This is a genomic window from Streptomyces sp. NPDC020801 (assembly GCF_044334385.1).
In the GTDB taxonomy this organism is placed as follows: domain Bacteria; phylum Actinomycetota; class Actinomycetes; order Streptomycetales; family Streptomycetaceae; genus Streptomyces.
This window is the reverse complement of record NZ_JBIRST010000017.1, coordinates 137,654-163,944: the sequence shown is the minus strand read 5'-3', so window position 1 is coordinate 163,944 and position 26,291 is coordinate 137,654. Positions and strand designations below refer to the sequence as shown.

Annotated in this window: 24 protein-coding genes and 2 pseudogenes; 14 read left to right on the top strand and 12 right to left on the bottom strand. The window is 71.6% G+C overall.

The window, feature by feature from the left end; translation table 11 throughout:
* Window positions 1-130: 130 nt before the first annotated feature.
* The gene (gcl, locus tag ACH4UM_RS30050) at window positions 131-1,915 is read left to right on the top strand and encodes a glyoxylate carboligase (RefSeq protein ID WP_398185965.1); all 1,785 of its coding nucleotides are present in this window, start codon (window positions 131-133) and stop codon (window positions 1,913-1,915) included.
* A gap of 226 nt (window positions 1,916-2,141) precedes the next feature.
* Window positions 2,142-2,960 carry an alpha/beta fold hydrolase gene (locus tag ACH4UM_RS30045; RefSeq protein ID WP_398185962.1) on the top strand — a complete coding sequence of 273 codons (819 nt, stop codon included), beginning with the start codon at window positions 2,142-2,144 and terminating at the stop codon, window positions 2,958-2,960.
* A gap of 60 nt (window positions 2,961-3,020) precedes the next feature.
* Here ACH4UM_RS30045 and ACH4UM_RS30040 read toward each other — a convergent pair whose 3' ends face one another.
* The 4 genes and pseudogenes from ACH4UM_RS30040 to ACH4UM_RS30025 all read right to left on the bottom strand — a co-directional run bounded on the left by ACH4UM_RS30040 (window position 3,021) and on the right by ACH4UM_RS30025 (window position 6,618).
* Window positions 3,021-3,257 (bottom strand): hypothetical protein, encoded by a 237-nt coding sequence (locus ACH4UM_RS30040; protein WP_398185959.1) that lies wholly within the window; start codon window positions 3,255-3,257, stop codon window positions 3,021-3,023.
* Window positions 3,258-3,787: 530 nt separating this feature from the next.
* Window positions 3,788-4,609 (bottom strand): annotated as a pseudogene (locus tag ACH4UM_RS30035) (catalase); the annotation flags it as partial.
* 190 nt (window positions 4,610-4,799) lie between these two features.
* Window positions 4,800-5,732 carry a 2-hydroxy-3-oxopropionate reductase gene (locus ACH4UM_RS30030; RefSeq protein ID WP_398185956.1) on the bottom strand — a complete coding sequence of 311 codons (933 nt, stop codon included), beginning with the start codon at window positions 5,730-5,732 and terminating at the stop codon, window positions 4,800-4,802.
* Between the two features lie 46 nt (window positions 5,733-5,778).
* Window positions 5,779-6,618 (bottom strand): TIM barrel protein, encoded by an 840-nt coding sequence (locus ACH4UM_RS30025; protein WP_398185954.1) that lies wholly within the window; start codon window positions 6,616-6,618, stop codon window positions 5,779-5,781.
* A gap of 433 nt (window positions 6,619-7,051) precedes the next feature.
* Between ACH4UM_RS30025 and ACH4UM_RS30020 the strand changes: the two genes are divergently transcribed.
* From ACH4UM_RS30020 to ACH4UM_RS29985, 8 genes and pseudogenes are all read left to right on the top strand, one after another.
* On the top strand, window positions 7,052-7,300 hold the full coding sequence (locus ACH4UM_RS30020) for a hypothetical protein (RefSeq protein WP_398185952.1): 249 nt from the start codon (window positions 7,052-7,054) through the stop codon (window positions 7,298-7,300).
* On the top strand, window positions 7,300-7,665 hold the full coding sequence (locus ACH4UM_RS30015) for a helix-turn-helix domain-containing protein (RefSeq protein ID WP_398185949.1): 366 nt from the start codon (window positions 7,300-7,302) through the stop codon (window positions 7,663-7,665). The genes ACH4UM_RS30020 and ACH4UM_RS30015 overlap by 1 nt, the downstream gene beginning before the upstream one ends.
* A 132-nt stretch (window positions 7,666-7,797) precedes the next feature.
* On the top strand, window positions 7,798-8,310 hold the full coding sequence (uraD, locus tag ACH4UM_RS30010; RefSeq protein WP_398185946.1) for a 2-oxo-4-hydroxy-4-carboxy-5-ureidoimidazoline decarboxylase: 513 nt from the start codon (window positions 7,798-7,800) through the stop codon (window positions 8,308-8,310).
* Between the two features lie 4 nt (window positions 8,311-8,314).
* Entirely contained in the window at window positions 8,315-8,734 is a 420-nt protein-coding gene (gene uraH / locus ACH4UM_RS30005) for a hydroxyisourate hydrolase (protein WP_398185943.1), read from the top strand.
* Window positions 8,735-8,741: 7 nt separating this feature from the next.
* Window positions 8,742-9,698 carry a factor-independent urate hydroxylase gene (pucL, locus tag ACH4UM_RS30000; RefSeq protein ID WP_398185940.1) on the top strand — a complete coding sequence of 319 codons (957 nt, stop codon included), beginning with the start codon at window positions 8,742-8,744 and terminating at the stop codon, window positions 9,696-9,698.
* Window positions 9,699-9,809: 111 nt separating this feature from the next.
* Window positions 9,810-11,189 (top strand): 8-oxoguanine deaminase, encoded by a 1,380-nt coding sequence (locus ACH4UM_RS29995; protein ID WP_398185937.1) that lies wholly within the window; start codon window positions 9,810-9,812, stop codon window positions 11,187-11,189.
* A 293-nt stretch (window positions 11,190-11,482) separates the two neighbouring features.
* Window positions 11,483-11,775, top strand: a pseudogene (locus ACH4UM_RS29990) (purine permease); the annotation flags it as partial.
* Window positions 11,776-11,839: 64 nt separating this feature from the next.
* On the top strand, window positions 11,840-12,454 hold the full coding sequence (locus ACH4UM_RS29985) for a TMEM175 family protein (RefSeq protein ID WP_398185934.1): 615 nt from the start codon (window positions 11,840-11,842) through the stop codon (window positions 12,452-12,454).
* A 159-nt stretch (window positions 12,455-12,613) separates the two neighbouring features.
* On the opposite strand, the gene ACH4UM_RS29980 is transcribed toward ACH4UM_RS29985, so the two are convergent.
* The 3 genes from ACH4UM_RS29980 to ACH4UM_RS29970 all read right to left on the bottom strand — a co-directional run bounded on the left by ACH4UM_RS29980 (window position 12,614) and on the right by ACH4UM_RS29970 (window position 14,480).
* Window positions 12,614-13,036 (bottom strand): acyl-CoA thioesterase, encoded by a 423-nt coding sequence (locus tag ACH4UM_RS29980; protein WP_398185931.1) that lies wholly within the window; start codon window positions 13,034-13,036, stop codon window positions 12,614-12,616.
* A 64-nt stretch (window positions 13,037-13,100) separates the two neighbouring features.
* Window positions 13,101-13,751, bottom strand: coding sequence for a hypothetical protein (locus ACH4UM_RS29975; protein WP_398185928.1), 651 nt, complete (start codon window positions 13,749-13,751; stop codon window positions 13,101-13,103).
* A 123-nt stretch (window positions 13,752-13,874) separates the two neighbouring features.
* Window positions 13,875-14,480, bottom strand: coding sequence for a histidine phosphatase family protein (locus ACH4UM_RS29970; RefSeq protein WP_398185925.1), 606 nt, complete (start codon window positions 14,478-14,480; stop codon window positions 13,875-13,877).
* A 399-nt stretch (window positions 14,481-14,879) separates the two neighbouring features.
* Between ACH4UM_RS29970 and ACH4UM_RS29965 the strand changes: the two genes are divergently transcribed.
* Entirely contained in the window at window positions 14,880-15,590 is a 711-nt protein-coding gene (locus ACH4UM_RS29965; protein WP_398185922.1) for a hypothetical protein, read from the top strand.
* Between the two features lie 311 nt (window positions 15,591-15,901).
* Here ACH4UM_RS29965 and ACH4UM_RS29960 read toward each other — a convergent pair whose 3' ends face one another.
* A complete protein-coding gene (locus ACH4UM_RS29960) occupies window positions 15,902-17,113 on the bottom strand; it encodes a pyridoxal phosphate-dependent aminotransferase (protein WP_398185919.1) in 1,212 nt (403 codons plus the stop codon).
* An 87-nt stretch (window positions 17,114-17,200) separates the two neighbouring features.
* Here ACH4UM_RS29960 and ACH4UM_RS29955 point away from each other — a divergent pair, with 87 nt between their 5' ends.
* The gene (locus ACH4UM_RS29955) at window positions 17,201-17,836 is read left to right on the top strand and encodes a winged helix-turn-helix transcriptional regulator (RefSeq protein WP_398185917.1); all 636 of its coding nucleotides are present in this window, start codon (window positions 17,201-17,203) and stop codon (window positions 17,834-17,836) included.
* Between the two features lie 55 nt (window positions 17,837-17,891).
* Here ACH4UM_RS29955 and ACH4UM_RS29950 read toward each other — a convergent pair whose 3' ends face one another.
* Genes ACH4UM_RS29950 through ACH4UM_RS29940 form a run of 3 tightly spaced genes read right to left on the bottom strand, consistent with a single transcriptional unit; the run spans window position 17,892 to window position 21,526 of the window.
* Window positions 17,892-18,719 (bottom strand): hypothetical protein, encoded by an 828-nt coding sequence (locus ACH4UM_RS29950; protein WP_398185914.1) that lies wholly within the window; start codon window positions 18,717-18,719, stop codon window positions 17,892-17,894.
* Window positions 18,719-19,984 carry a VWA domain-containing protein gene (locus ACH4UM_RS29945; RefSeq protein ID WP_398185911.1) on the bottom strand — a complete coding sequence of 422 codons (1,266 nt, stop codon included), beginning with the start codon at window positions 19,982-19,984 and terminating at the stop codon, window positions 18,719-18,721. Before ACH4UM_RS29945 ends, ACH4UM_RS29950 begins: the two co-directional genes overlap by 1 nt.
* 9 nt (window positions 19,985-19,993) lie before the next feature.
* Window positions 19,994-21,526, bottom strand: a complete 1,533-nt coding sequence (locus ACH4UM_RS29940) for an IucA/IucC family protein (RefSeq protein WP_398185908.1) — start codon at window positions 21,524-21,526, stop codon at window positions 19,994-19,996.
* 84 nt (window positions 21,527-21,610) lie between these two features.
* Between ACH4UM_RS29940 and ACH4UM_RS29935 the strand changes: the two genes are divergently transcribed.
* Both ACH4UM_RS29935 and ACH4UM_RS29930 read left to right on the top strand, forming a co-directional pair.
* Window positions 21,611-23,137 carry an IucA/IucC family protein gene (locus tag ACH4UM_RS29935; protein ID WP_398185905.1) on the top strand — a complete coding sequence of 509 codons (1,527 nt, stop codon included), beginning with the start codon at window positions 21,611-21,613 and terminating at the stop codon, window positions 23,135-23,137.
* A 459-nt stretch (window positions 23,138-23,596) separates the two neighbouring features.
* On the top strand, window positions 23,597-24,637 hold the full coding sequence (locus ACH4UM_RS29930; RefSeq protein WP_398185902.1) for an AMP-binding protein: 1,041 nt from the start codon (window positions 23,597-23,599) through the stop codon (window positions 24,635-24,637).
* A 15-nt stretch (window positions 24,638-24,652) separates the two neighbouring features.
* Here the strand turns inward: ACH4UM_RS29930 and ACH4UM_RS29925 are convergent, their stop codons facing one another.
* The gene (locus ACH4UM_RS29925; protein WP_398185899.1) at window positions 24,653-26,137 is read right to left on the bottom strand and encodes a hypothetical protein; all 1,485 of its coding nucleotides are present in this window, start codon (window positions 26,135-26,137) and stop codon (window positions 24,653-24,655) included.
* Window positions 26,138-26,291: the final 154 nt, after the last annotated feature.

Below are 26,291 nucleotides of genomic sequence, written 5' to 3'. Positions count from 1 at the left end.
ACCCACTTACATTGCTTCCAGATAGTAGAAAGTATTTTCCGCTATACGGAAGAGCTCAGCCGCGGGGTGCGACGGGCGTGCGAATCCGGCAGCCGAAGACAGCTGAAGTCAGCCGAAGCAGGAGTACTCGATGGCTCGTATGACCGCTGCCCGAGCGGCAGTTGAGATCCTCAAGTGCGAGGGCGTCACCGACGCGTTCGGGGTGCCGGGCGCGGCGATCAACCCCTTCTACGCGGCGCTCAGGGCCTCCGGTGGCATCCACCACACCCTGGCCCGCCACGTCGAGGGCGCCTCGCACATGGCCGAGGGCTACACCCGTACGCATCCCGGCAACATCGGCGTCTGCATCGGCACTTCCGGCCCGGCCGGCACCGACATGATCACCGGGCTGTACTCGGCCACCGGCGACTCCATCCCGATCCTGTGCATCACCGGCCAGGCCCCGACCGCCGTGATCCACAAGGAGGACTTCCAGGCCGTCGACATCGCCTCCATCGCCAGGCCGGTGACCAAGATGGCCGTCACCGTTCTGGAGGCCGCGCAGGTCCCCGGCGCATTCCAGCAGGCCTTCCACCTGATGCGCTCCGGCCGCCCCGGCCCGGTCCTGATCGACCTGCCGATCGACGTCCAGCAGACCGAGATCGAGTTCGACCCGCAGACCTACGAGCCGCTGCCGGTGTACAAGCCGTCCGCGACCCGCGCCCAGATCGAGAAGGCGATCGGGATGCTGAACGCCGCCGAGCGGCCGCTGATCGTCGCCGGCGGCGGTGTCATCAACGCCGACGCCGCCGAACTCCTCGCCGAGTTCGCCGAGTTGACCGGCACCCCGGTGGTGCCGACCCTGATGGGCTGGGGCGTAATGCCGGACGACCACGAGCTGAACGCCGGCATGGTCGGCCTGCAGACCTCGCACCGCTACGGCAACGCGACCTTCCTGGAGTCCGACTTCGTGCTCGGTGTCGGCAACCGCTGGGCCAACCGCCACACCGGCCGCATCGACGTCTACACCGAGGGCCGCACCTTTGTCCACGTCGACATCGAGCCCACCCAGATCGGCAGGATCTTCGCCCCCGACTACGGCATCACCTCCGACGCGAAGGCCGCGCTGGAACTCTTCGTCGAGGTCGCCGGGGAGCTGAAGGCGGCGGGTCGGCTCCCCGACCGCTCCGCCTGGGCCGCCGCCGCGCAGGAGAGGAGGGCCACGCTCCAGCGCCGTACGCACTTCGACGACATCCCGATCAAGCCGCAGCGCGTCTACGAGGAGATGAACAAGGCCTTCGGCCCCAGAACCCGGTATGTCTCCACCATCGGCCTCTCGCAGATCGCCGGTGCCCAGATGCTGCACGTCTTCAGGCCGCGGCACTGGATCAACTGCGGCCAGGCGGGCCCCCTCGGCTGGACCGTCCCGGCCGCCCTGGGCGTGGCCAGGGCCGACCCGGAGGCCCAGGTCGTGGCCCTCTCCGGCGACTACGACTTCCAGTTCATGATGGAGGAGCTGGCCGTCGGCGCGCAGCACAAGATCCCTTACGTCCACGTCCTCGTCAACAACTCCTACCTGGGCCTGATCCGCCAGGCGCAGCGGGCCTTCGACATCGACTTCCAGGTCAAGCTGGAGTTCGAGAACATCAACTCGCCCGAGCTGGGCGTCTACGGCGTCGACCACGTCAAGGTCGCCGAGGGCCTGGGCTGCAAGGCGATCCGGGTGACCGACCCGAGCGAACTCGGCGCGGCCTTCGAGCAGGCCAAGAAGCTCGCCGCCGAGTTCCAGGTGCCGGTCGTCGTCGAGGCGATCCTGGAGCGCGTCACCAACATCTCGATGTCGACCACCAACGACATCGGCAACGTCGTCGAGTTCGAGGAACTCGCGACCGAGCCCGGCCACGCGCCGACGTCGATGAGGTCACTGAAGGTCTGACGCGCCGGCTCAGGGGCGGGGGCGGCTCATCCTGAGGATGGGCCGCCCCTTTGTTGGGCGCGGAGCGCCAGGAACCGCGGAGCGCCAGGAACCAAAGAGGCGCTGGCCCGTATCGATGTGCGGCTCCGTCGCGCGGGCGCGACCAAGTACCCGCGGCCCGCGACCCGCGTCCCGCAACGGCCAGAACCCGGCAGACGCTGCGCGGCGCATGCGGCATGCTCGGCGCATGCGTATGACCGTTCCCACCGCACTCGGCGACATCGCCGTACGGGGCCAAGGGCCGCCCGAGGCGCCCGCGCTGCTGCTCCTGCACGCCAATCCCGGCGACGGCCGGGACTTCGACGCCGTACTGCCCGCCCTCGCCGGCCGCCACCGCACCTTCGTGGCCGACTGGCCCGGCTACGGCGACTCCACGGCGCCGGACCCCGGGAAGGTCACCCCGGAGGGCCTGGTGGCGGCCGCGGAACAGGTCCTCGACGCCCTTGTTGCCGAGCACGGCGTACGGCGGCTCGCGGTGCTCGGCAACAGTGTGGGCGGTTATGTCGCCTGCCGGCTGGCTCAGGGGCGGCACGCCCGCACGATCACGTCCCTGGTGCTGATCGACCCGGCGGGCTTCACGGCGCACAACGCGCTCACCCGCTGGTTCTGCCGCGAGGTCATGGGCCGCCCGGACCGCGCCCGCCGGCTCGTCGTCCCCCTGGCCCGCGCCTACCTCGGCCCCCTGCGGACCGCGAGCGCCCGGGCCACCTTCGCGCGGGCGCGCCGTCTGCCGCGGGACGAGGAGCGGCTCGCGGTCCACTGCGCGATCTGGCGCGGCCTGGCCGAGCCGGGGTCCCGCCCCGCGGACCCCGGCGGCATCGGCGTCCCCGTCCTGCTGCTGTGGGGCCGGCGCGATCCGGTGGTCCCCGCGTTCCTGGACGGCCGCAGGGCCCGGCGCGCCCTGCCCGCCCGGACGGTGAGCGTGCTGCTTCCGACGGCCCACGAGCCGTACAACGAGCGCCCGGACCTGTTCCTGCGGCACACGCTCGCGTTCCTGGGGAGGTGAGCGCCCTGCCCGGGCGGGCCGGTCCGCCGGCCTGTGCCCGGCCGTCCTGACGTACGCGCTTCAGCCGTCTTCGTGCTCCGACAGACCCGGCCAGTCCTCCGGACCGCCGCCCTGCCACTCGATGAGGTCGCTCTCCTCCACCTCGATCCGGTCCAGGTCGGCCAGCCGGAGGATCTCGACGACGTCGTCCAGATGGGTCGCGAGACCGAGGGTCACGTCGCCCTCGGTGACCCGCCGGGAGCCGTCCAGGGCCGGCGCGTGCACCACGATGTGCGGATGCTTCGCGAGGTTGTCCATGCCTTCAGGCTCCTGCGCGGGCGGCCGATCCGCACCCGGGAGACGCCGGCGGTGGCCGGGGACGCCGAGAAGCGCCGGAGACGGGCGTGCCGTCCGCTTCCGGCGCTCCGGGGCGAATGCGCGGTGAGGCATTCGATGGTGGCCGTCCGGCGGCGCGAGGCCGGGCGCGAGAAGTCGTTCGCGCCGCCGGACGGGCCTTCCGGCCTCGCGTGAGCGAGGCGTGGGGCTGGGACCGCGGCGGCCGCGACGGTGCCGGGAGGCCCTCCCTCTGGTCGAGAGGGCGGTCCCGGGACCTTCACCACCGCACTGGCTCGCACGCCGCCGCGGTCCTCGCCCTGCCCGCGCGGAGGGCGGGCGCCCACCCCTCATCCGGGTCGCCGACGCCCAGGGCGGGCCGTACGCGTCCGGGACATGACCTCTCGTCAGTGCCCGGACGCCGCTTGTGGGTTCAGTCCTCGCGCAGGTCGCGGACCGCCTCCTCCACGTGCCTGCCGTACTCCGGGTCGGCGGCGTGGAAGTGTGCGAGGTTACAGCGTCCAGGAGGGGTGCCCCCCGCGCTCGATCGGCTGGAGCAGGCCGGTCTGGTGGGAGGCGGGGTCCGCGCCGGCGATCTCCTGGGTCTGTTCGGCGGACAGGCAGCGGATTCCCTGGTTCGTCCTGAAGTGGTACTTGACGAAGAAGGTCTCGCCCCGGTCGTTCGTCCACTGGTAGGTGTGCGAGCCGTAGCCGTTCATGTAGCGGTAGGACGCAGGGATGCCCCGGTCGCCCATCAGCCAGGTCACCTGGTGGGTGGCCTCGGGGGAGTGCGCCCAGAAGTCCCAGACGTTGTCCGGCTCCTGTCGGCCGGTGAACGGGTCGCGCTTGTGCGAGTTGATGAAATCGGGGAACTTGATCGGGTCCTTCATGAAGAAGACCGGCGTGTTGTTCCCGACGAGGTCGTAGTTGCCCTCTTCGGTGTGGAACTTGACCGCGAAACCGCGCGGGTCGCGCACCGCGTCCGCGCCGCCGAGGGAGTCCGCCACGGTGGAGAAGCGCACGAACACCTCGGTGCGCCGGCCCACCGCGTTCAGGAAGTCGGCGTACATGACGTCCGTGACGTCGTCGGTCACCTCGAAGTGGCCGTAGGCGCCGGAACCGCGGGCGTGCACCACGCTCCCCCACTGCCTTGACGGCGTGGGAGGTGCCCCCACCGGGATGCGCTCGCGGTTGAAGCGCGCCAGCTTCTCCAGGAGGTGCTGGTCCTGGAGGAGGAGCGGGCCGCCGACGCCGGCGGAGTCGGAATTCTGGTTGTCGGCGACCGGGGCGCCGGACTCCGTGGTGAGGGTTCGCGTCGTGGGCACGCGCTTCGACATCGTGGACCTTCCGTGCAAGGGGCAGTGGAAATTTGTTTCCGCTTCGTGGAGCCCAGGTTCGGGACACGTCGAGGCGTCAATAGTTTGTTGAACCTCGTGGGGTGGTTCCGGGCGGCGCCACCGCCTGGGCGCGACAGGACAGGTGTCGGCGGTGGCGCCACCCGGAGGTCTCCGGGCCGGCCAATCCCCGTCAGACCCGGGCGCCGGACAGGCGCTCCACGGCCCGCAGCAGGGCGGAGTGGTCCAGGCCGCCGTCGCCCTGCGCCCGCAGGGAGGCGATCAGCTGGGCGACCACGGCGCCGACCGGCAGGGCCGCGCCGACGGTGCGGGCGGCGTCCGTGACGATGCCCATGTCCTTGTGGTGCAGGTCGATGCGGAAGCCCGGCCTGAAGTCGCGGCCGAGGAGGTTGTCCCTCTTGCGGGTCAGCACGGTCGAGCCCGCCAGGCCGCCGCCCAGGACGTCCAGGGCGGCCTTCAGGTCGACGCCGGACTTCTCCAGGAAGACCACGGCCTCGGCGCAGGCCTGGATGTTCACGGCGACGATCAGCTGGTTGGCGGCCTTCACGGTCTGCCCCGAGCCGTGCGGGCCGCACAGCACGATGGTCCTGCCGAGCGCCTCGAAGATCGGCCCGGCCTCGTCGAAGTCGGCCTGCTCGCCGCCGACCATGATCGACAGTACTGCCTCGACGGCGCCGGCCTCACCGCCGGAGACCGGGGCGTCCAGCACGCGGATGCCCTTGTCCCTGGCGGCGGCGGCCAGGTCGACGGAAGTCTGCGGGGTGATCGAGGACATGTCGATCAGCAGGGCGCCGGAACGGGCGTTCTCCAGGATGCCGTCCGGTCCGTAGGCGATCGCCTCGACCTGCGCAGAGGCGGGCACCATCGTGATGACGACGTCGGCGCCCCGGACGGCCTCGGCGATCGAGCCGGCCGCGGTGCCGCCGGCGGCGGCCAGCCGGTCCAGCTTCTCCTGCTCCAGGGTGAAGCCGGTGACCTGGAAACCCGCCTTGATCAGGTTCTCGGACATGGGGGAGCCCATGATGCCCAGGCCGATCCAGGCAACCGTCGGGCGGGAGACGGCCGCGAGGGTCGGGCGGGAAGCGTCGGTGCGGGCGTTGCTCATCGGGGTACCTCTCTGAAGGCTTTGCTGCGTAAGGGGATTGGCGCGCTCAGCGGGCCGCGCGGGCCCCGGTCGGCAGCCACGCGAAGGACTCGGCGCTCGGCCGGTCGCCCGGCTTGTACTCCAGGCCGACCCACCCGTCGTAACCGGCCTTCCTGAGCTGGTCGAGGAGGTCCTCCAGCGGGAGCGAGCCCGTGCCCGGGGCGCCGCGGCCGGGGTTGTCGGCGATCTGCACGTGGCCCGTCTTCGCCGCGTACCGCTCGATCACCGACGGCAGGTCCTCGCCGTTCATGGACAGGTGGTAGAGGTCCATGAGGAAACGCGCGTTGCCGAGCCCGGTCGCCTCGTTCACCTTGTCGGCCACCTCGACGGCGGCGGGCGCGCTCACCAGCGGGTACCGCGGCGACTCCGGCCGGTTCAGCGCCTCGATCAGCAGGACCGCTCCGATCCGGTCGGCCGCGCGGGCCGCGAGGGCCAGGTTCTCAAGTGCGAGCGCGTCCTGCTCGGCCGGGTCCACGCCTTCGGCACGGTTGCCGTACAGGGCGTTGAGCGCCCTGCAGCCGAGGGACTGCGCGAACGCGGCGGCCACGTCGATGTTGGCGCGGAACCGCTGGGACTCCTCACCGGGGACGGACAGGGCGCCGCGGTCGGGGCCCGGGAGCCGGCCGGCGTAGAAGTTCAGCCCCGTGAGCCGGACGCCCGCGTCCTCGATCGCCTCCTTCAGGGTGTTGAGCTCGGACTGCTCCGGGGTGGCGGTGTCGACCCAGGGCCACCACAGCTCGACCGCGGTGAAGCCGGCCGCGGCGGCGGCCGCCGGACGCTCCAGGAGCGGGAGTTCGGTGAAGAGGATCGACAGGTTGACGTTGAAGCGCTGGTCTGCGAATCCCATCGGGGCCGCGCTCCCTTCCGTGTGGTCGAGTTTCCGTATTGCGGAAGTTCATTTCTGCTTAATGGAAGACTGCCGTCGGGGGTCATGCCTTGTCAAGGGGTGGCCCGTGCAGTGGACCCGGCATGCGCCATCCGTTTGAACGCCAGTACGGAAGAGGGGGATCGGGTATGGAAGGGAGAGGATCGGGTCGCGTCGACACGGACGCCGATGCCGGCTCCCGTCCGACTGCCGCCGCGCCCGCTCATCGACGTCCGCGGAGCCGGGGCGATCGAGAGCTGTGGGCGGGCGGTGCGCCGCCCGGATGGGGACCTTCGGCGGGGCCGTGCCGCCGGGCGCGTCCGTTAAGGTCTCAGCAAGCGGCCGGGGCGGTCCGGAACCCCGGGCGCGGACCTGGCGGAACGCGCTCGGGTCGGAGCGGATGCCTGGGGGCACAGTGCGACTGAAAGTGGAGTTCACGACCGAGCCCTTCGATCTCGACGAGGCACCCGCGCACGCGCTGGTCGCGCGGGAGGTCATCGAGACGGCCGATCTGGACCGGGTGGACGTCGGCCCGTTCGGGAACACCGCCGAGGGCAGCGCCGACGCCGTCCTCACCGCCGTGGACGCCCTGCTGCGCCAAGCCCTGCGGGCGGGCGCCACCCGGGTCTCGCTGCAGGTCAACGTGGTGGAGGAGGGTGCGTGATGGGCACCGGGTACGAGTCCTTCATCACGGCTGTGAAGCCGCTGGTCGACGCCATCGGCGGGGAGCTGCTGCCGCCGGACGAGGCCGGCCCCGACGACGTGGTGCTCGCCTGGGAGGGGGCCGACGCCGTCGCCGTGCGCCTGCCCCAGCTCGCCGACTCCCTCGACCACATCCTGGCCGCCATGGAGCGCAAGCAGGGCAGCCCGCTGGCCGATCTGGACCGCAGGGCCAAGCAGGAGGTCGTACGGATACTGGAGGCGCGCGGCGCCTTCTCCGTGCGGCACGGTGTCGAAACCGTCGCGAGCGCCCTCGGCGTCAGCCGCTTCACCGTCTACAACTACCTCAACCGGGAGAAGGAAGGCTGAACAGCGGGAAGGCACGGCTGCCGCCGGGGTTTACGCGGAATTTTCAACAAAGTGTTGACGCGCTGCTTCGGAGGGCGTTAGCTGTCGGCAGCCCGTACAGCACGAAGGCCGTTCGCGGCCACGGAGGCTCCCGTGACTACGACTTCCACGCCACCGGGCCTCGCCCGATTCAACGCGCTGGACGGGGACGCGGCCCGCGCCGCGCTCCTGGAGGCGTGTGCCGCCACGGCGTGGGCGGAGCGGCTGCTGGCCGGCCGGCCCTACGCCACCCCCGAGGGCCTCTACGCCGCCAGTGACGCCGCCATGGCCGAGCTGACCGGCGCGGACCTTCAGGAGGCGATGTCCGGCCACCCGCCGATCGGCCGCCCCAAGCCCGGCGACCCGGCCTCGGCCCGCGAACAGCGCGGTATGGCCGGCGCCTCCGAGGAGCTCAGGGCGGAGATGCTGGAGCTCAACCTGGCCTACCAGGAGAGGTTCGGCCACGTCTTTCTGATCTGCGCCACCGGCAGGACCGGAGAGCAGATGCGGGACGCGGTCAGGGAGCGGATCGGCAACCCGCCCGGGCAGGAGCGGGAGATCGTCCGCGCCGAGCTGGGGAAAATCAACCGTATCCGGCTCGCCCGGCTCGTCGAAGAGGACGCCTGAGACCATGAGCACCAGCACCAGCACCAGCACCAGCACCACCGCCTCCGTGTCCACGCACATCCTGGACACCTCCGCCGGCCGCCCCGCCGGGGGCGTCGCCGTCCGGCTCGCCGCCCGCGCGGGCCGGGAAGCGGACTGGCAGGCGCTCGGCGGCTCCGCGACCGACGCCGACGGCCGGTGCAAGGACCTTCCGGACCTGCCGGAGGGGACGACCCACGTACGGCTCGACTTCGCGGTGGAGCCGTACTTCGAGAAGTCCGCGAAGAAGCAAGCCGATGCGCAGCAGGACGCCCCCGCGAATCGGGACAGCGGTGCCGTGTTCTTCCCCGAGGTGGCGATCACCTTCGCCGTGAACCCCGGGGAGCACTACCACGTACCGCTGCTGCTCAACCCGTTCGGCTACTCCGTTTACCGAGGGAGCTAGCAGACACATGGCAGTCAATTCCCGCCCCGCCCGCCCTGTGGTTCTGGGACAGAACCAGTACGGCAAGGCCGAGAACAGAGTCGTCAAGATCACGCGGAACGGCGCCACCCACCACATCAAGGACCTGAACGTCTCGGTGGCCCTCTCCGGCGACATGGAGGAGGTCCACTACTCCGGCTCCAACACCAACGTCCTGCCGACCGACACCACCAAGAACACGGTGTTCGCCTTCGCCAAGGAACACGGCATCGAGTCGGCCGAGCAGTTCGGCATCCACCTCGCCCGCCACTTCGTCACCTCGCAGGAACCGATCCACCGGGCCCGCATCCGCATCGAGGAGTACGCCTGGGAGCGGATCGAGACCTCCGACGCCAACTCCAGGTTCATCGGCGCCGACGAGGTCAGGCACTCCTTCGTCCGCAAGGGCCAGGAGACCCGGCTGACCGAGGTCACCTACGACGGCGGGAAGTGGGAGGTGATCTCCGGCCTCAAGGGGCTGACGGTGCTGAACTCGACCAACTCCGAGTTCTGGGGTTACGTCAAGGACAAGTACACCACCCTCCAGGAGGCCTACGACCGCATCCTGGCCACCGACGTCACCGGCCGCTGGCGGTTCAACTGGACCGACGACGGGCAGAAGATGCCCAACTGGGACAAGTCCTACGAGCAGGTCAGGAAGCACCTGCTCCAGGCCTTCGCCGAGACGTACTCGCTGTCGCTGCAGCAGACGCTCTACCAGATGGGCGCGCGCATCATCAACAACCGCAGCGAGGTCGACGAGGTCCGCTTCTCCCTCCCGAACAAGCACCACTTCCTGGTGGACCTGGAGCCGTTCGGGCTGAAGAACGACACGGCCGACGGAGCCGTGTACTTCGCCGCCGACCGGCCCTACGGCCTGATCGAGGCGACCGTCCTGCGGGACGGCTGCGAGCCGAGGATCCCGGTGGACCTCACCAACCTCTGACGCACCCCACCATCGGCACCCGTGACCGGGGAACCGCCCTCCCCGGTCACGGCACTCAAAACTCCCCAGGGTCCTGCCGTGCCCTCTCCACCTCGGCGAAAAGGACGAACCATGGCAGCAGCCCAGCGCACCGTCATCGAGAACTGTGCCATCGCGACCGTCGACGCGAACGACACCGAGTACGCCTCCGGGCACGTGGTCCTCGCCGGCAACCGCATCGAGGCGCTCGGCGCGGGCCGGGCCCCCGAGGGCCTGGAGAACGTCGTACGCCGTATCGACGCCTCCGGCCACCTCGTGACCCCGGGCCTGATCAACACCCACCACCACTTCTACCAGTGGATCACCCGGGGCCTGGCCACCGACCACAACCTCTTCGACTGGCTCGTCGCGCTGTACCCGACCTGGGCGCGCATCGACGAGCAGATGGTCTACGCGGCGGCCCAGGGATCGCTGGCGATGATGGCCCGCGGCGGCGTGACCACCGCCATGGACCACCACTACGTCTTCCCGCAGGGCTCCGGCGACCTGTCCGGCGCGATCATCCGCGCCGCCCGCGAGATGGGCGTCCGCTTCACCCTGGCCCGCGGATCGATGGACCGCGGCGAGTCGGACGGCGGACTGCCGCCGGACTTCGCGGTGGAGAGCCTCGAGGGCGCGCTGGCCGCGACCGAGGCGACCATCGACGAGCACCACGACGCCTCCTTCGACGCCATGACCCAGGTGGCCGTCGCGCCCTGCTCGCCGTTCTCCGTGACCACCGACCTGCTCAAGCAGGGCGCCGAACTGGCCCGCCGCAAGGGCGTCCGGCTGCACACCCACGGGTCGGAGACGGTGGAGGAGGAGAAGTTCTGCCACGAGCTGTTCGGCATGGGCCCCACCGACTACTTCGAGTCGACGGGCTGGCTCGGCGAGGACGTGTGGATGGCGCACTGCGTCCACATGAACGACTCCGACATCGCCGCCTTCGGCCGGACGAAGACCGGTGTGGCCCACTGCCCCTCGTCCAACGCCCGCCTGGCGGCCGGCATCGCCCGCGTCCCCGACATGCTCGCCGCCGGTGTCCCGGTCGGCCTCGGCGTCGACGGCACCGCCTCCAACGAGTCCGGCGAACTCCACACCGAACTGCGCAACGCCCTGCTGATCAACCGTCTCGGCGCCCACCGCGAGGGTGCCCTGAACGCCCGGCAGGCGCTGCGCCTGGGCACCTACGGCGGCGCGCAGGTCCTCGGCCGGGCCGCGCAGACCGGTTCGCTGGAACCGGGCAAACTGGCCGACCTCGTGCTGTGGAAGCTCGACACGCTGGCCCACTCCTCGATCGCCGACCCGGTGACCGCGCTGGTCTTCGGCGCGGCGGCACCGGTCACGGCCTCCTTCGTGAACGGCCGCCGGATCGTCGCGGACGGCCGCCTGCTGCACGCCGACGAGGACGCCATCGCCCGCTCCACCCGGGCCGAGGCACAGCGGCTGGCCCGGATCACGGCGCAGGGCTGAGCACCGTACTCGCCCGCCGACGTACGGCCGCCGACGTTGGCCGTAGACGTACGGCCGTCGAAGTACGGCAGTTGAACTCCGGCCGGGAGGGACGGCTCCCGGCCGGCAGCCGTGGACCCGAGCAGGGTCCGCGGCGGCCGGCTCCGGGGCGCGCGCGGACGCGTGCGCCCCGGAACGGTCCCGTCCCCGGTCCCTCCCCGAGCTCTCGGCTTCGCGCCGGCAGGGAGGTACCTCCCTGCCCACACGCACCACCTCCTTGACACCCACGTCGGAGCCGACGTGCCAACCGACCGGTGGCCGCGAGCGGCATCCAGACGCTGGTCCGGGCCGGTCTCGACAAGGACGGCAACGTCCTGATCGTCGCCGTCCCGCTGGCCGTGGGCATCATCCCGATCACGGCGCCCGGCTTCTACCACGCGTTCCCCGGGACCGCGCGCACGTCCTCGACTCCGGCATCTTCCCCGGCTGCGTCACGGCCGTCCTGCTCAACCTGGTCCTCAACCACCTCGGCAGGAGCGGGGACAGCCGGGCGCAGGGCGTCACGCATCCCATGGAGGCGGGCGAGGAGATCGCGGCCGTGCACTGAACGCGTCCGCGGGGTAAGGCCGTTGTGCCGTACCCCGCGGGGCCGATGGTGCAGGCTGTGTGCCATGAACGAGTCCGGCCGTGTGGAGGCCTTCAGCGACGGTGTGTTCGCCATCGCCATCACGCTGCTCATCCTGGAGATCAAGGTCCCCGAGGTCGGTGAACAGGGCGACCTGTGGCGGGCGCTGGGCGCGCAGTGGCCGTCCTACGCCGCGTATGTGGTCAGCTTCCTGGTCATCGGCATCATGTGGATCAACCACCATCAGCTGTTCAGCTACGTCGCCCGGGTCGACCGCACCCTGATGTTCCTGAACCTGCTGGTGCTGATGGTGGTGGCCGCGGTGCCCTGGCCGACGGCGATGCTCGCCGCGTACCTGCGCGAGGGCCATGCCTCGCACGTGGCGGCCGCGGTCTACAGCCTGGTCATGGTGGCGATGGCATACACGTTCCAGGCCCTGTGGTGGCACCTCACCCGCACGGGTCACCTCTTCGACGACCGGGTCGACGTACCGGCGGCCCGCGCGACCCGGGCCCGCTTCGCGCTGGGCTCCCTGGCCTACCCGATCACGGTGGGCCTCGCCTTCGTCTCGGCCCCGCTCACCCTGGCCGCCCACGGGCTGATCGCCCTCTACTACGGCTTCAACCAACTCCCGGTCCCGACCCGGGACCCGGCCGCCTGATGAGGCCGGCGAAAGCCCCGCCTGCTCGATCGCGTCGTCCAGGGCGGCGGCGGAGAGTACGGCGGCGGAGAGTGTGGCGGCGGGGTGAGGGCAGGTGGCGCCGAGGCGCCGCGCATCCCCGTGCGGGCGCCGGGACGGTGCCCGGCCGCCGCCGGGCCCTCACAGCCCGAACAGGGCCGGATCGCTCGTCAGCTCCTTGAAGTACTCCTGCGGCCGGGCAACCAGCTTGCGTGCCTTCAGATCCAGCAGTCCGCCGGTTCCCGTGATCTCGGCCGCCACCGTGCCGTCGGCCTTGCGGATCGTCTGCTCGACCCGGAAGGTCTTGCCGCCGCCCCACGCGAAGGCGCATGTCACGTCGACCTCTTCACCGGCCAGGAGCTCCCGCCGGTAGCGGATGGTCGTCTCCAGGGCCACCGGGCCCACGCCCCTGGCGATGAGGCCCGCCTGGGTGATCCCGGCCGCCTGCAGCAGCGACCAGCGGGCGTGCTCCGCGTAGTTGAGGTACACGGCCTGGTTCAGGTGCCCCTGCACATCGGTCTCGTAACCGCGGACGGTCACCCGGACGGAAAACGGCTCGCTCACTGCATCCCCTTCTCGCAACGGTCGAGGCTCGGGTCCTTCGCCTCTCCCGATCTTGGCATGTCCCTCACGCCCTGCGCGGGGATGCCAGCAGATACCGGACTCTCGTCCGTGGCTCCGAGTGCTCCCCGGCCTGCCACCCCGCGCGCTCCAGCGTGGCCGCCAGGGCTGCCAGCGACCCCGGGTCCGCAGCGTGCACGGCGACCGCCTCCGGTTGCGGGGTCGCCCGCACCCGGTAGCCGTCGGTGTCCGGCCCGGCCGGACGGTGTCCGTCCGCCTCCAGGGCGAGCGCGGCGGCCTGCACCAGATGCGCGCGCTCCCAGCCGCAGGGCCGGCCGGTGGCGCGGTCCGGGTTGGTCATCCGGCGCAGCTCCAGGAGCCCTTGCCAGGCGCTGTGCACCTCCCGCAGCCGGGCGGGCCCGCCGGCCGCCGCCTCCTCCTCACCGCCGACCCGGGCGGAGAACGCACCGCCGGCGGCTGCCCCGGAAGCCAGTACGGGCGGTGAAGCGGCAGCCTGGGCGGGGGTCTGCGGCTCCGCCTCGCGTATCCGGTGCCCCGCCGGGGTCAGGAAGTGCTCGTGCGGCGGGCGCGGGTGCCGGAAGGCGAGCCCCCGCTTCACCAGGGCCGCGAGCTGCGCCTCCGTGCCCCGCAGCCGCCCCGTCACGGGGTCGGCGGCGTCGATGACCCGGCGCTGCGCGGCGGTCGGCGGTCGTGTCACGGCGTACTCCTCCCCGAGCCGGTCAACAGCCTGAACACAGGGGCTGCCGGGCGCTGCTTCCCGGCCCGTTCGAAGACTACGACCCGGGTCCGACACCCGGGGCTGCGCGCACCACCGGCCGTCTCACTGCGGCAGGCCGGGCCGGATGTTCCACCCCGCGATCACCGGCCGTCCGTGCTCGGTGCCCAGCCGGCACAGCGTGCCCGTGGCCAGCTGGAAGTGCGCGCCCGCCGACGGCGGCAGCCCGAGCCGCCGGGCGGTGAGCACCCGCAGGAAGTGGCCGTGCGCCACCAGGACCACGATTCCCTCGGTGTTGGCCAGAGCGGCGTCCACCTTGGCCAGCATCCGGTCGGCGCGCTCCCCGACCTGCTCCGGGGTCTCCCCGGGGTGGGCCGGGGGACCCGGGGTGACCCCGTCGGTGAACAGGAACCAGCCGGGCCGGGTGCGCTGGATCTCGACGGTCGTGACGCCCTCGTAGCCGCCGTAGTCCCACTCCCGCAGGTCCGCGTCGACCCGGGCGTCATGGATGCCTATCAGCTGCGCCGTCTCACGCGCCCGCTGCAGCGGGCTGACGAACGCCGCGCCGATCCGGTGCGAGCGGATCAGCGGTACCAGCCGCCGTGCCTCCTCCCGGCCGTGCTCGGTGAGCGGCACGTCCGTCCAGCCGGTGTGCCGCCCGGACCGCGACCACTCGGTCTCCCCGTGCCGGACGAGAAACAGATCACCCACGTCGTGCCTTTCCTGCCGTGCTCGTCAGCACCGTGTCACACCTGCGCCCCGGCCCGCAGCACGGACTCGGCCGGACGGCCGTTGTCCGGGGAGGCGCCGAGGACAGGGAGCGGGAGACGGCGCGGACAGGGGGCACACCGGCTGGACGGACGGGGCGGAAGACGGCGCGGACGGGAGGGCGGAAGACGGCGCGGACGGGAGGGCGGAAGACGGCGCGGACGGGAGGGCGGAAGACGGCGCGGACGGGGCGGGAGACGGCGTGCCCAGCCGGACGGACCGCCTCGCCCGCGACTGCTCCCCTGGCCGGATGAGCCTTGCGCGCAATCGGTTGTGTGGGGGCCGGCGGGGTCCCCGCCCGTAGTCGTCCCGGCGTGTGGTTCCCGTGCGGGAGCCCGGTCGGTGCCTCAGCCGCCGCCTCCTGCACTGCTCGGTGAGCGGCTGCCGCTGGGAGAGGCGCTGGTGGTGCCGGAAGGGCTGACGGAGGGCCGCGCCGAGGGGCGTGGCGTCCGCGAGGGCGGGCTGGTGCGGGGGCTGGAGGGGCGGGGAGCCGGGGCCGGCCCGGTCTTCGCTGGTGGCGGCGCGCTGGTGGTGGCGGGAGGGCTGGAGGCCGGTGACGCGCTGCGGGTCGGCGTCGGCGCAGGACGCCGGATCCCGCCGCTGTTCCGGCCCAGGACGTCGTCCCGGGCGGGGTGCGTGGTCTCACGCTTCGGCGGCGGGCTCGGTGAGTCGGTGACGGGGAGCTGGGACTCCTCGGGGAGCGGCTGGTCCGGGACCGATGCTGCTCGTGGGGCCGTCGACCGGGGAAGCACCGATGCGGTGGCCACGCCGCCGAGGACGGTGAAGGCGGCTGCGGCAAGAGACCTGACGGCATACTTCTTCAGCCGCGGCGGACGGTTGTGCCGGGCCGCCGACAGGTCCCGTGCGGGAGCCGGGGGCCAGGGAGTGCCGGGGGAGACGGCGGGGCCCGGTTCCTCCTCGAACCGGACCTTCGGCATCGGGGCCGTGGAGTCGGCGGCCGGGGCACCCGGCTCTGCCATGTCGGAGTCGTATGCCCCGCACTCAGGGCATGTCACGGCGCCGTTGAGCGTGCGGCTGCACGGGATGCAGTAGTCCATGACGCGACCGCTCAGCCTTCGAGCCGACACGAGGGGAGGTGCGCCCGGGCCGGGCATCGGCCGGCGGCCGGGAGACGCCGCTTGACTTGTTCCGGAGCGATCTTTGCCATGTGCGAACCTCACTCACCGGTCTGCAGGTGGGTCACCGGTTACTGGGGTCAACGGGGCGGATCGAAGGCGTGCTCAGCCGGCGGCTGAAAAGTGGGGTAGGTAACGTGCCCTGTGTGCGCTGGTTCTCTTCGCGCCTGCGACAGGCGCGAGTTGCCCGTGGGTCCACGCCGGCCGGACGCGGACCCACGGGGATTCCTACTCCTGGCGGTATCCGCTCAGGAACCGGCCGATCCTGCTGATCGCCGTGTCCAGCACGTCCGCGTGCGGGAGGGTGAGGATGCGGAAGTGGTCCGGGGCCGGCCAGTTGAATCCGGTGCCCTGGACGACCTGGATCTTCTCGCGCAGCAGGAGGTCCAGCACGAACCTCTCGTCGTCGTGGATCCGGTGCACCTTCGGATCGATGCGGGGGAAGGCGTAGAGCGCGCCCCTGGGCTTCACACACGTCACCCCGGGGATCTCGTTCAGCTTCTCCCAGGCCACGTCCCGCTGTTCGTGGAGCCGGCCGCCCGGCGCGGTCAGTTCGTGGATGGACTGGCGGCCGCCCAGCGCGGCCTGGACGGCGTACTGGGCGGGCGCGTTGGCGCACAGGCGCATGGAGGCCAGCATGGTCAGGCCCTCCAGGTAGTCCTTGGCGTGCTGCCTCGGCCCGGTCACCACCAGCCAGCCGGAGCGGAAGCCCGCCACGCGGTGCGTCTTGGACAGGCCGCAGAAGGTGAGGACCACCAGGTCGGGGGCGAGGGCGGCGGCCGAGTGGTGCACGGCGTCGTCGTAGAGGATCTGGTCGTAGATCTCGTCGGCGAAGACCATCAGACCGTGCCGGCGGGCGAGGTCGAGGATGCCCTCGAGGATCTCCTTGGGGTAGACCGCGCCGGTGGGATTGTTGGGGTTGATGATGACGACGGCCCTGGTGCGGTCGGTGATCTTCGAGGCCATGTCGTCCAGGTCCGGGTACCAGTCGGCCTGTTCGTCGCACAGGTAGTGGACCGCCTTGCCGCCGGCCAGGGTCGTGACGGCCGTCCAGAGGGGGAAGTCCGGTGCGGGGATGAGGATTTCGTCGCCGTCCTCCACCAGCGCCTGCACGGCCATCGACACCAGCTCGGATACGCCGTTGCCGAGGAAGACGTCGTCGACGCCGACCTCGAGGCCCCGCTCCTGGTAGCGCTGGGCCACGGCCCGGCGGGCGGAGAGGACGCCCCGCGAGTCGGTGTAGCCGTGCGCCTGCGGCAGCATCCGGATCATGTCCTGGAGGATCTCCTCCGGCGCCTCGAAGCCGAAGAGCGCGGGGTTGCCGGTGTTCAGGCGCAGCACGCTGTGGCCGGCCTCCTCCAGCGCGTTGGCGTGCTCGATCACCGGGCCGCGGATCTCGTAACAGACCTCGCTGAGCTTGCTCGACTGCCGGAATTCCATGCGCCGCTTCCCCTCCGCCATCCTGTGTTGCTTGGTTTTACCAAGTGGGAGCTTGGAAAGTCCAACAACCTGTCTAGACTGCGTCGCATGTCACCTCGCCGAAGCTACGACCAGTACTGCTCCGCCGCCCGCGCGCTCGACGTCGTCGGCGACCGCTGGACCCTGCTGATCGTCCGGGAGCTGCTGGCCGGCCCGCGCCGCTACACCGACCTGCACGCCGATCTGCCGGGCGTGAGCACGGACGTGCTCGCCTCACGACTGAAGGACATGGAGCGCGACGGACTGACCGGCCGGCGCCGGCTGCCGCCCCCCGGCGCCGCCTACGTGTACGAACTCACCGCACGCGGACGCGCGTTGCTGCCCGTGGTGCAGGCGCTGGGGGAGTGGGGGCAGGGCGAACTGGGGGAGCGGCGGCCCACCGACGCGGTGCGCGCGCACTGGTTCGCGCTGCCGCTGCTGCGTGCCCTGGACGGCGAGGGAATCGTGGAAGTCCGGCTGGAGGAAGGGGACTTCCATCTGTACGTCGGAGCCCAGGACGGGCCCGTGTACGGGGACGGGCCCGCGCCGGGCGAGCCGGACGCCCGGCTGCTCCTGGACTCCCTCACCTGTACGGCCGTCGCCCGCGGGGAGTTGAGCGTGGCGGACGCAATGCGCGCCGGGCGCATCGAGGTGACCGGCGAGGGAACACCGGCCAAGGCCCTGCGAGCCCTGCGGGAGGCATGAAAGAAGGCCCGCCGGATCCGGCGGGCCTTCCGGGACGAGCGTCGGACGCCGTCCCTCACGCGCCCGGCGGCACCCGCGAGGGCCGCCCGGACCCGCGGGTCAGCGCGTATCCGCCGATGCCCGCCAGCGCGGCCAGCACACCGCCGATCGCGGTCCACACCCACCGGTCGGACCACCAGCCGGACGACCAGCCGCCGTCCGGCTCGATGCCGGACAGCACCGCCGACTTCTTCGTACCGCCGCCGTCTCCGCCGTCACCGCTGCCACCGCCCTGCCGGGAGGCGACCGCGATCCCCGGCACCAGCGGTTGCGCCAGCGACCCGTCGACCGCCGCCGCGCCGCCGATGTCCTTGGAGTCGGCCTTCACCTCGGCGCTCACCGGCAGACCCAGGTCGGACGCCTGAAGGCCGACCACCGTGAGCCGGATGTAGTACGTACCCGGCAGCGGGTCGTTGGCCCAGGCCTCCGACCAGGCGCGCACCGTGCGCAGGACACAGGCCAGCTCCACCGAGGAGGTGCCCTGGGCGGCCGTGCGCGTCTGGGCGCCGTACTGGCAGGCCTGCCGGCGCCGCAGACCGTCGTAGACGTCGATCTGCCAGGTCTGCGCGGTGTGCGTGTCCGGCAGCTTCACCTTCGCGTGCACGGTGGGGCGCTGCCCGGCGTCCGCGGGGAACGACCAGTAGAGGTAGTCGCCCGTTGAGCCGCTCGCGGTGGCCTGCTGCCCCTGCTCGATCTCCGTCGCCGTACGGAACGACGTGCCCGCCCGGGTCGGCGCCTTGCTGTCGCCGGAAGGGCTCGCGGACGGCGAGGAGTCGGCCGCCGCGGGGCCCGCGGCCAGTCCGAGCGCCAGTACGGCGGCGCTCAGCACTCGTGTGATCAGCATCAGTTCGTCCTCCAGACCGCGACCCGCCAGCGCGACACCCAGCCCCACACCAGTCCGGCGAGGAAGCCGATCAGCACGAGCACGCCGAGCAGCCACCAGCCGCGTCCCAGACCGAACGCCGCCACGTCACTCGCCTTGCCCGGCCCGTCCACCACGTCGACGGTCAGCTCCAGCGGCAGACCCGGCCTGGTCTTCACTCCGGGGGCCGCCGAGAAGGAGTTGGTGACCTGCAGGCACACGGTCTCGGCCGGGGCGTTGTCGTCGTCGCTCTCCGGCCTCGGGTAGCGCAGACCCGTCGAGATCACGTCCGTACGGCCGTTGCCCGCCGCCTCGCCGCGCACGACCTCCCGGCCGTGCACCGTCACGGCGCGCAGCAGCACGCCGTAGCCGGGGTTCACGCTCCGGTCGTCCGCGACGCTCACCGAGGCGCGCAGCTCCTGGCCGGGGCTGACGTCCACCCGGTACCAGCGCTGCTGGCCGAACTCCTCGCGGTCGGTGTACAGGCCGGACTTGAGCGCCGGTGCCCCGGCACAGTCACCGGCGCCCTCGGTGGCGACCGGGGTCACCACCGGGTCGGCGGCCCGGTCGACCAACTGGCCCACACGAGCGGTGAGTTCCCCCTTGTGCTGCACGGAGGTGTAGGTGCCGCCGGTGGCGTCCGCGATGCAGCTGAGCTGGTCGCGGGTCTTGGCGTCCGGGACCAGGCCGAGGGTGTCGATGGTCAGGCCGATGCCCTTGGCCGCGATCTCCCGGGCCACTTCGCACGGGTCCAGCGGCTGGCAGGTGTCCTCGCCGTCGCTGATCAGGACGATACGGCGGGTGCCGTTGCCCCCGTCGAGGTCCGCCGCCGCCTTCAGCAGCGCGGGCCCTATCGGGGTCCACCCGGTCGGTACCAGCGTCGCCACGGCCGTCTTGGCCTCGGTGCGGTTCAGCGGGCCGACCGGGTAGAGCTGTGCGGTGTCCTTGCAGCCCGTCTGACGGTCGTTGCCGCGGTAGTTGGCGCCGAGGGTGCGGATGCCGAGCCGGACCTCCTCGGGGGTGGCGTCGAGCACCTCGTCGAACGCCTGCTTCGCCGCGGCCATCCGCGACCCGCCGTCGATGTCCCGGGCGCGCATGGAACCGCTGACGTCCAGGACGAGTTCGACCTTCGGCGCGGCCCGGCCGTCCGTCTCGTCGGCGACCGCGCCGGCGGGGAAGGCGATCCCGGCCGTCAGGGCGGCGAGCAGAGCACAGACTCCTGCCGCCAGCCGTTTTCTTGTGATCATCGGCGGATCCTATTGACCGGATGCGCCGTGCTCCAAAACGAGCGGGTTGGGCAGCAGCGCCCACTGGTCGCCGGGCGTTGCGGGGGACAGCCGCATGAGCGTCAGCGCCTTTGCGGGCAGCGGCTCTTCGCACAGTGCCGCGAGGTCCGCGGTGCGCGGCAGAGCGCGTACGGCCGGCTCCAGGGCCGCCCGTAGCGCGGCTGCCGAACCCGCCGTTCCCGCCAGCGCGCCCGCGACCAGGGAGCCGAACAGCTTGCGGCGCAGGGCCGTCGGGTCGTCGGTGAGGTTCCGGGCGGGCAGCCGCGGTGCCGGGATGCCGTGCCGGGCGAGCCGGGCCGGGCTGACGCGGATGTCGGCGAGGTCGCGGTAGACCAGCCGCAGGGGCGTGCCCGAGCCGGACAGCACCACCAGCAGGTTCTGGCCGTGCGCCTCCAGGGCCACGCCCAGCTCCAGCAGCCGGAGGCAGACGGTGAGGGTGAGCCGGGCGAAGTCCCTCAGCCACCGGGGGGACCCCGGCAGGTCGGTGGTGGCGAGCGCGGCCACCGGCAGTACGTGTTCGCCGGGCGCCGCGTGGACGTGCGGCGACTCGCGCCACAGAGCCGCCAGATCCGGGGAGTTGGCGGTGGCCGCGCCCAGGGTGCGGGTGATGTGCAGCAGCCCGTCCGTGCGTGCGGCCAGGTCCTCCGCGAAGGCCGACAGGGCCGCCGACGCCGCGACGGAGGCGACCGAGATGTCCCGCACCGACGAGGTCAACCGCGCGGTCAGCGCGGTCTTGACGTGCGGACCGCCGGGCACGGCCAGGGTGCGCAGGGACATCAGCGGGTGCGCGGCCATCGTGCCGTTCGGGCAGGACCGCTCGAGCACGTGTGCCGCCTGCCAGGGGTGCACCGGGATCAGCAGCCGCCCGCCCTCCCGCAGGCCCTCCGGCCACGCCCCGGTCACCAGGCACTCCCGCGCCGTGACCGACAGCAGGCCCAGCTTGACCGAGGGCCGGTGCTCCGGCCCGTACGCGAGCTGCTCGGACACCGAGAAACCCGGCCGGGAACGGCAGTTGGGGTGGAAGGGATGGCCGTCCACCACCCGCTGCTCCCACTGCCAGTCCTCCTCGGGCCACTCTTTCGGGTGACCCTCGGCGCCCGGCGGCCGGTTCGCCCGTGACAGCGCCAACGAGGCGACGCCGTGGCCGAGTTCGGCGGCCAGGGTGCCGCCGTGCGGCACCCCGAGGTCGGCCGTCAGGCGTGCCGGATCGTCGTACTCCCGGTTGCCGAGGCGGACGACCGTGACGTACGCGGCCGTTGCGTACGGGTCGGCCGTCGGGCCGCAGAGCCGGCGACCGTCAAAGAGCCGCAGGGCCAGGCCGTCCCCGGTGCGCTCCCGGCCGGTGATCCACGGCAGTGGCTCGTGGGCCAGCGCGCGCCACAACCGGGTCAGCACGGCCGCCCGGGCGCCGCCCAGCTCTTGCGCGTACCGTGGCACGAGCGCGGGGCGCACGGCGGCCAACTCCTCGGCGACCTCGGCCTCGGCGGTGGGGGGACGGTGCACGGTCGGCCTCCTCGGGTGCGGGTCGGGCGTCACGGCAGCGGGCGGCGGCCGGACATACTGATCACCTTCGCACCGTGTGGACGTATGGAACGAATGGAACGCGAACGCGTGGAGCTCATGCCCCCCAGCGACGGCATCGCCGGGCGCGCCGACGCATACGCGGCCGCGCCCCTGCTGAACTGCCTGATCCGGGAGGTCGCACAGCCGCAGCGGGACGGGGAGGGACGGCGGGTGTACCGGCTGCCGGGCAGCGGCCGGCTGCTGCGGGTGCGTGAGGGACGGCGGCCCGCCGGGCCCGAGGTGCACGCGGCGGGCGCCTGGCGGCGCGTCGGGCACACCGAGCTGGTCAAGCTGGTGGCCGAGGAACTGCGCCGGCACACGGGGGTGTCCAACGACGAGCTGCCCGCCGAGATGATCGACAGCCGGGACGCGGTGGCGGCGCTGCTCACCGCGCGGGACCGGGCGACGGCCCCCGAGGACCCGTACACGCGCTCCGAGCAGTCCCTCGTCACCGGTCATCCGTACCACCCCGCGCCCAAGGCGCGCGGCGGCGGCCCCGTCGCCTCCTGGCTGCCCTACGCGCCCGAGGCGTACGCCCGCTTCCCCCTGGCACTGCTCGCGGTGCGCGAGGACACGGTCGTCGAGGAGGGCGACACCTCGGCGCTGGACGCGCTCGGTCAGGCCCCGCCCGGCTACCGGCTGCTGCCCGCCCACCCCTGGCAGCTGGACCTGGTCGGCCGCGACCTCGCCGCGGCCCTCGCGGACGGCCGTCTGCTGCGGCTGGGCACGACCGCCTCCGAGGTGTGGCCCACGGCGGCGATCCGCACCGTCCACGCCCCCGACCGGGACCTCTTCCTGAAGTTCAGCCTGGACGTGCGCATCACCAACGACGTACGGCGGCTGTGGCGGCACGACCTGCTCAAGCTGCGCCGCACGGACACGGCGGTCGCGGGCGCCTTCGCCGGGCTGGGCGGGCCGGCGGCGGCGCCGGCCTGGCTGAGCGACCGCGGATACCGCACCGCCGGCTTCGCCTTCGAGGAGCTGGCCGTCGTGGTCCGCGACGGGCTGCGCGGTCACGTGCTGCCCGGTGCGACCCCCCTGCTCGCCGCGGCGCTGGCCGAGGGCTTCGAGGGCAGCCCGCTGGACGGACCGGTGGATCCGGTGGTCTGGTGGGAGGCGTATCTGCGCCAGGTGGTGCCCCCGGCCCTGGGGGTCTTCGCGCGGCACGGCGTGGTCCTGGAGGCCCATCTGCAGAACTCGCTGGTCGCCGTGGACGCCGACGGCATCCCCGTACAGGCGCTGTTCCGGGACGCCGAGGGCGTCAAGCTGCTGCCGGACGTGACCCGGGCCGCCGGCTGGGAGCGGCTCGTGTACTGCCTGGTCGTCAACCACCTGGCCGAGATCGCCGCGGCCCTGGTGCAACGCCACCCGGACCTCGACCCGTGGCCCGCCGTCCGCCGCGAACTCGCGCGCCACGAGCTACCCGAGATCGCGGGCCTGCTCACCTCGCCGACCCTGCCCGGCAAGACCAACCTGCTGCTGCGCTGGACGGGCGCCGACGGCGCCGACGCCCGGTACCGGCCGCTGCCGAACCCGCTGGCCACGGCCTGATCCCGGGCCGGTGCGGCGGCCGCCTGCCGTACTCTGGCCGGTGTCCTGCGCGATCCCTGGCCGGCTGAACCTCGCCTCGCCGGCCTTCCACTGCGGCATCGTGTTCGTGCTCGGAGGGGGCACCTGGTCGGCCGGTTCGTGCCGATGTCCTGGACGGACGCGGCCGGAGTGCTCACGGTCGCAGGAATCCTGCGGCTCGTCCTCCACCGGCGCACTCATGCCCCCCTCACCCTCGACGGCTGACGGAGCAACCAGCAGGCCGGCCGGCACTCCGCAGATTATTTACGGGACAACCTTTAAGGTGGCTGAAAGTAGACATTCCCTGCGTATATTTCAGGCCACTTCTGCCACACACTTCAGGCCAGATATCAGGGCCTGGATTGAAGCCCGGCTGCGGTGGACGGGTCTGGTACCCTGGCGGCAGGCTGAGCGGTGAGCTCACCACGGGGGGGATTTCTCATGCAATGGGAATCAATAGATCACAGCATCAGGGAGACGGCAGAGAGAAGTCCGGAAACCGCCGCTGTTCTCGGTGACGGATTTTTCGTCGACTATGCGTCGTTGGACGATGGAGCAGATTTTCTCGCCGAGGCGATCGAAGCCGTCGGTGTTTCGCCACTCGACCGTGTGGGCGTGTACATCAGGTCCGGATACGAGTTCCTGGTCACGGTGTTGGCCCTCTCTCGGCTCGGTGCGATCCCCGCATTCCTCGACGTGTTGGACGATCCGGAGTCCATGAGGCGAATTCCGGATGAAGCGGGACTGCACTACATCATCACACATGGCGCGGACGCCGCCCTCGCCGAGGAAGTGTTCTCCGACGACGAGGAGCCGGGCGCCGTTCCTGGAGCACCGGATTTCGCTCTGGTCGCGCGTGAGCCTGCCGCAGCCGGTGAACCCGACGACCCGGGGATCATTTTCTTCACCCCCCGGAACCGGAAGCCGGTCTTCGTGTCGCACGTGGTAATGCTGGAAAGCGTGCAGGAAATCGCCGATGGCCTGGGTCTGTCGGCGCGGGACATCGTCGCGATAACCGAGTCGATGACCACGCAGGAATCGATCGCGCTGGGATTCAGTGCCTTCCTCGTCGGAGGCAGTCTCTCCCTGGGCCGGACGCCACGCTTTGCCGAGGCATCGCAGACGGACCTGGCCGGTTCGAGTCCCGTGGCCATGCTCGCCTCGGCACGTCGGCGGCTGGTCCGCCCGCTCGACACCTCCAGCCTCGCCGTGTCCTCCCGGCCGCGGCTGCGCGCGATCGTCGGCGGCGACGAACTCGTCCCGGACAACTGCGGCCACTGGATCGAGACAGGCCTTCACGACCCCTGCGCGCGCACCAAGGAGGTGATGGCAAAGACGCAGCTCCGCACCATCGACCTCAGGCTCGGCAGAGTGGGGGTCGACCGCCACACGGGCGCCGTGTTCGACGAACTCGACGAGACGTATGCCCCCGGCCTCCACCTGCATGCACACAGCGTCGTGGCAGCATCGGATGCCGACTGACCAGAGGCGGGGAGGTCACTCGGCCACAGAGGCCAGCGCGTCCACGATCTCCGGTTCGCGACGGCGGTTCAGCGTGGCGCGGACGTCATCGAGCGAGGCGTCCTTCTCCAGCCACACGGCGTGGGCGAGAGCGGCGACAAGGTCGGTGTCCGTCAGCGCTGGATCGTCGGCGTGGGAATGACCCGTCATCGCCAGCGCGGCGCGCAGGCCGGAGCCCGACTTGCGCAGTGGCTCCACGCCGAACTCGTCACCAGGGCGGAACTGCAGGAAGACGACGTCCCCGACCTCTGCCCGCAGGTCCTCGAGGAAGCGTTTGATCGTCCCGGTCCGGGCCTGGACAGAGGACCAGACGATCTCCTGCGGGCCCAGTCGGCTCGCGAAGGACTTGGACGAGTTGGGTCCCACACCGAGCAGGCCGGCCAGGCCGGACGGAAGGCTGAACGACGATCCGCGCTTGTGCTGATTGTTGATCGTCATGCGGAAGCGCAGGATGTCACCCTCGCGGTAGAGCCGCGGCGTTCCCTGGGGGCTCCTGCCCGGTTTGCGCACCGTGCTCCGAAAGGAGACGACGTTGTTGGCCTGGCGGAACTCTCCGGCGGAGGCGTAGGTCCGGATACTGGCCTCGCTCACGTCGTACCGCGAGCGAATGGAGGCGATCAGCTTGTCGAGCTGGATCTGGCCGCCGTTCTCGGTGATGAGGTGGGCGATCTGCTGACGGATCGGCATGTACTCGGGCAGCCCCCAGCGGGTGAGTGCCCATTTGGTCCGGTCCGACTTCATGAACCGCTGGTCCGCCACGAGTGCGTTGCGCACGGCCGCGCTCGTCCGCTTCGGATGCAGTTGCGCATGGATCTCGTCGAGTGTCCTCGGCTCGCCGGCGACACCCAGGACCCCGGCGACATGGTCCTCGAGGGTGAAGGTACGGATGAGGACATGGTCGGCGAGCGTGGTGTAGCCACAGCGGGTGAGCCAGCGCGCCGCTTCTTCCCGCGACAGTGAGAGCTCTTGGGCGACGACGCCGAGCGGTACGACGCCCTCGGGTGAGGCATGGGCGTCGAGGACGTCCGCGGTGGATGCGACGACGTCGTCCGCGTCGGGGGCGAGGACCCATCCTTCCCGCACCTCGAACTTGGTCCCTACCGCGGCGAGAACCTCGATGACCGAGACGCCGAGACTCTCGACCGGAGCGTTCACCTCCGGCCGCCGTGCGGCCAGGCGGCTGACTTCGGCGACGTAGGGAACGCTGTCGACGACCCAGCGGGCCGTCTCGGCGACGGCCTCGGAGGCGAAGAAGGCCATCTTGAGGTTTTTGCGCACCTGGTGATCGATCTGTCCCGTGCGCTCCCGTGAGATACCGATCGTCTGTCCGAGGCGGGCCAGGGAGGCCGGCCGGAAGGAGAAGATCCGTTCACGGCATAGCACGAGTTCCCGGGGACTCAGCGCCTGGAAGATGTCATCCAGGGCCTCGGCCACCCCGGAGCAGCGCATCGGCTCAGACACAGTCACTTCCCTCACCCCTACGACGAACCCCGCGCGACAGCGTGGTCCAGCCCAGCTCGGAGATGTTCCTCCGGCACCATCATCTCTCAGTCGATGAGCGGGCATCGCTCAGTCGATGATCCGGACGGACAGCTGACCGAAACCAGCTTGCCCC

Excerpts from the sequence above, each read along its gene's own strand:
- gcl (WP_398185965.1), top strand. The coding sequence starts at position 131 with ATGGCTCGTATGACCGCTGCCCGAGCGGCAGTTGAGATCCTCAAGTGC.
- ACH4UM_RS30045 (WP_398185962.1), top strand. The coding sequence starts at position 2,142 with ATGCGTATGACCGTTCCCACCGCACTCGGCGACATCGCCGTACGGGGC.
- ACH4UM_RS30040 (WP_398185959.1), bottom strand. The coding sequence starts at position 3,257 with ATGGACAACCTCGCGAAGCATCCGCACATCGTGGTGCACGCGCCGGCC.
- ACH4UM_RS30030 (WP_398185956.1), bottom strand. The coding sequence starts at position 5,732 with ATGAGCAACGCCCGCACCGACGCTTCCCGCCCGACCCTCGCGGCCGTC.
- ACH4UM_RS30025 (WP_398185954.1), bottom strand. The coding sequence starts at position 6,618 with ATGGGATTCGCAGACCAGCGCTTCAACGTCAACCTGTCGATCCTCTTC.
- ACH4UM_RS30015 (WP_398185949.1), top strand. The coding sequence starts at position 7,300 with ATGGGCACCGGGTACGAGTCCTTCATCACGGCTGTGAAGCCGCTGGTC.
- uraH (WP_398185943.1), top strand. The coding sequence starts at position 8,315 with ATGAGCACCAGCACCAGCACCAGCACCAGCACCACCGCCTCCGTGTCC.
- pucL (WP_398185940.1), top strand. The coding sequence starts at position 8,742 with ATGGCAGTCAATTCCCGCCCCGCCCGCCCTGTGGTTCTGGGACAGAAC.
- ACH4UM_RS29995 (WP_398185937.1), top strand. The coding sequence starts at position 9,810 with ATGGCAGCAGCCCAGCGCACCGTCATCGAGAACTGTGCCATCGCGACC.
- ACH4UM_RS29985 (WP_398185934.1), top strand. The coding sequence starts at position 11,840 with ATGAACGAGTCCGGCCGTGTGGAGGCCTTCAGCGACGGTGTGTTCGCC.
- ACH4UM_RS29960 (WP_398185919.1), bottom strand. The coding sequence starts at position 17,113 with ATGGAATTCCGGCAGTCGAGCAAGCTCAGCGAGGTCTGTTACGAGATC.
- ACH4UM_RS29955 (WP_398185917.1), top strand. The coding sequence starts at position 17,201 with ATGTCACCTCGCCGAAGCTACGACCAGTACTGCTCCGCCGCCCGCGCG.
- ACH4UM_RS29950 (WP_398185914.1), bottom strand. The coding sequence starts at position 18,719 with ATGCTGATCACACGAGTGCTGAGCGCCGCCGTACTGGCGCTCGGACTG.
- ACH4UM_RS29945 (WP_398185911.1), bottom strand. The coding sequence starts at position 19,984 with ATGATCACAAGAAAACGGCTGGCGGCAGGAGTCTGTGCTCTGCTCGCC.
- ACH4UM_RS29935 (WP_398185905.1), top strand. The coding sequence starts at position 21,611 with ATGGAACGAATGGAACGCGAACGCGTGGAGCTCATGCCCCCCAGCGAC.
- ACH4UM_RS29930 (WP_398185902.1), top strand. The coding sequence starts at position 23,597 with ATGCAATGGGAATCAATAGATCACAGCATCAGGGAGACGGCAGAGAGA.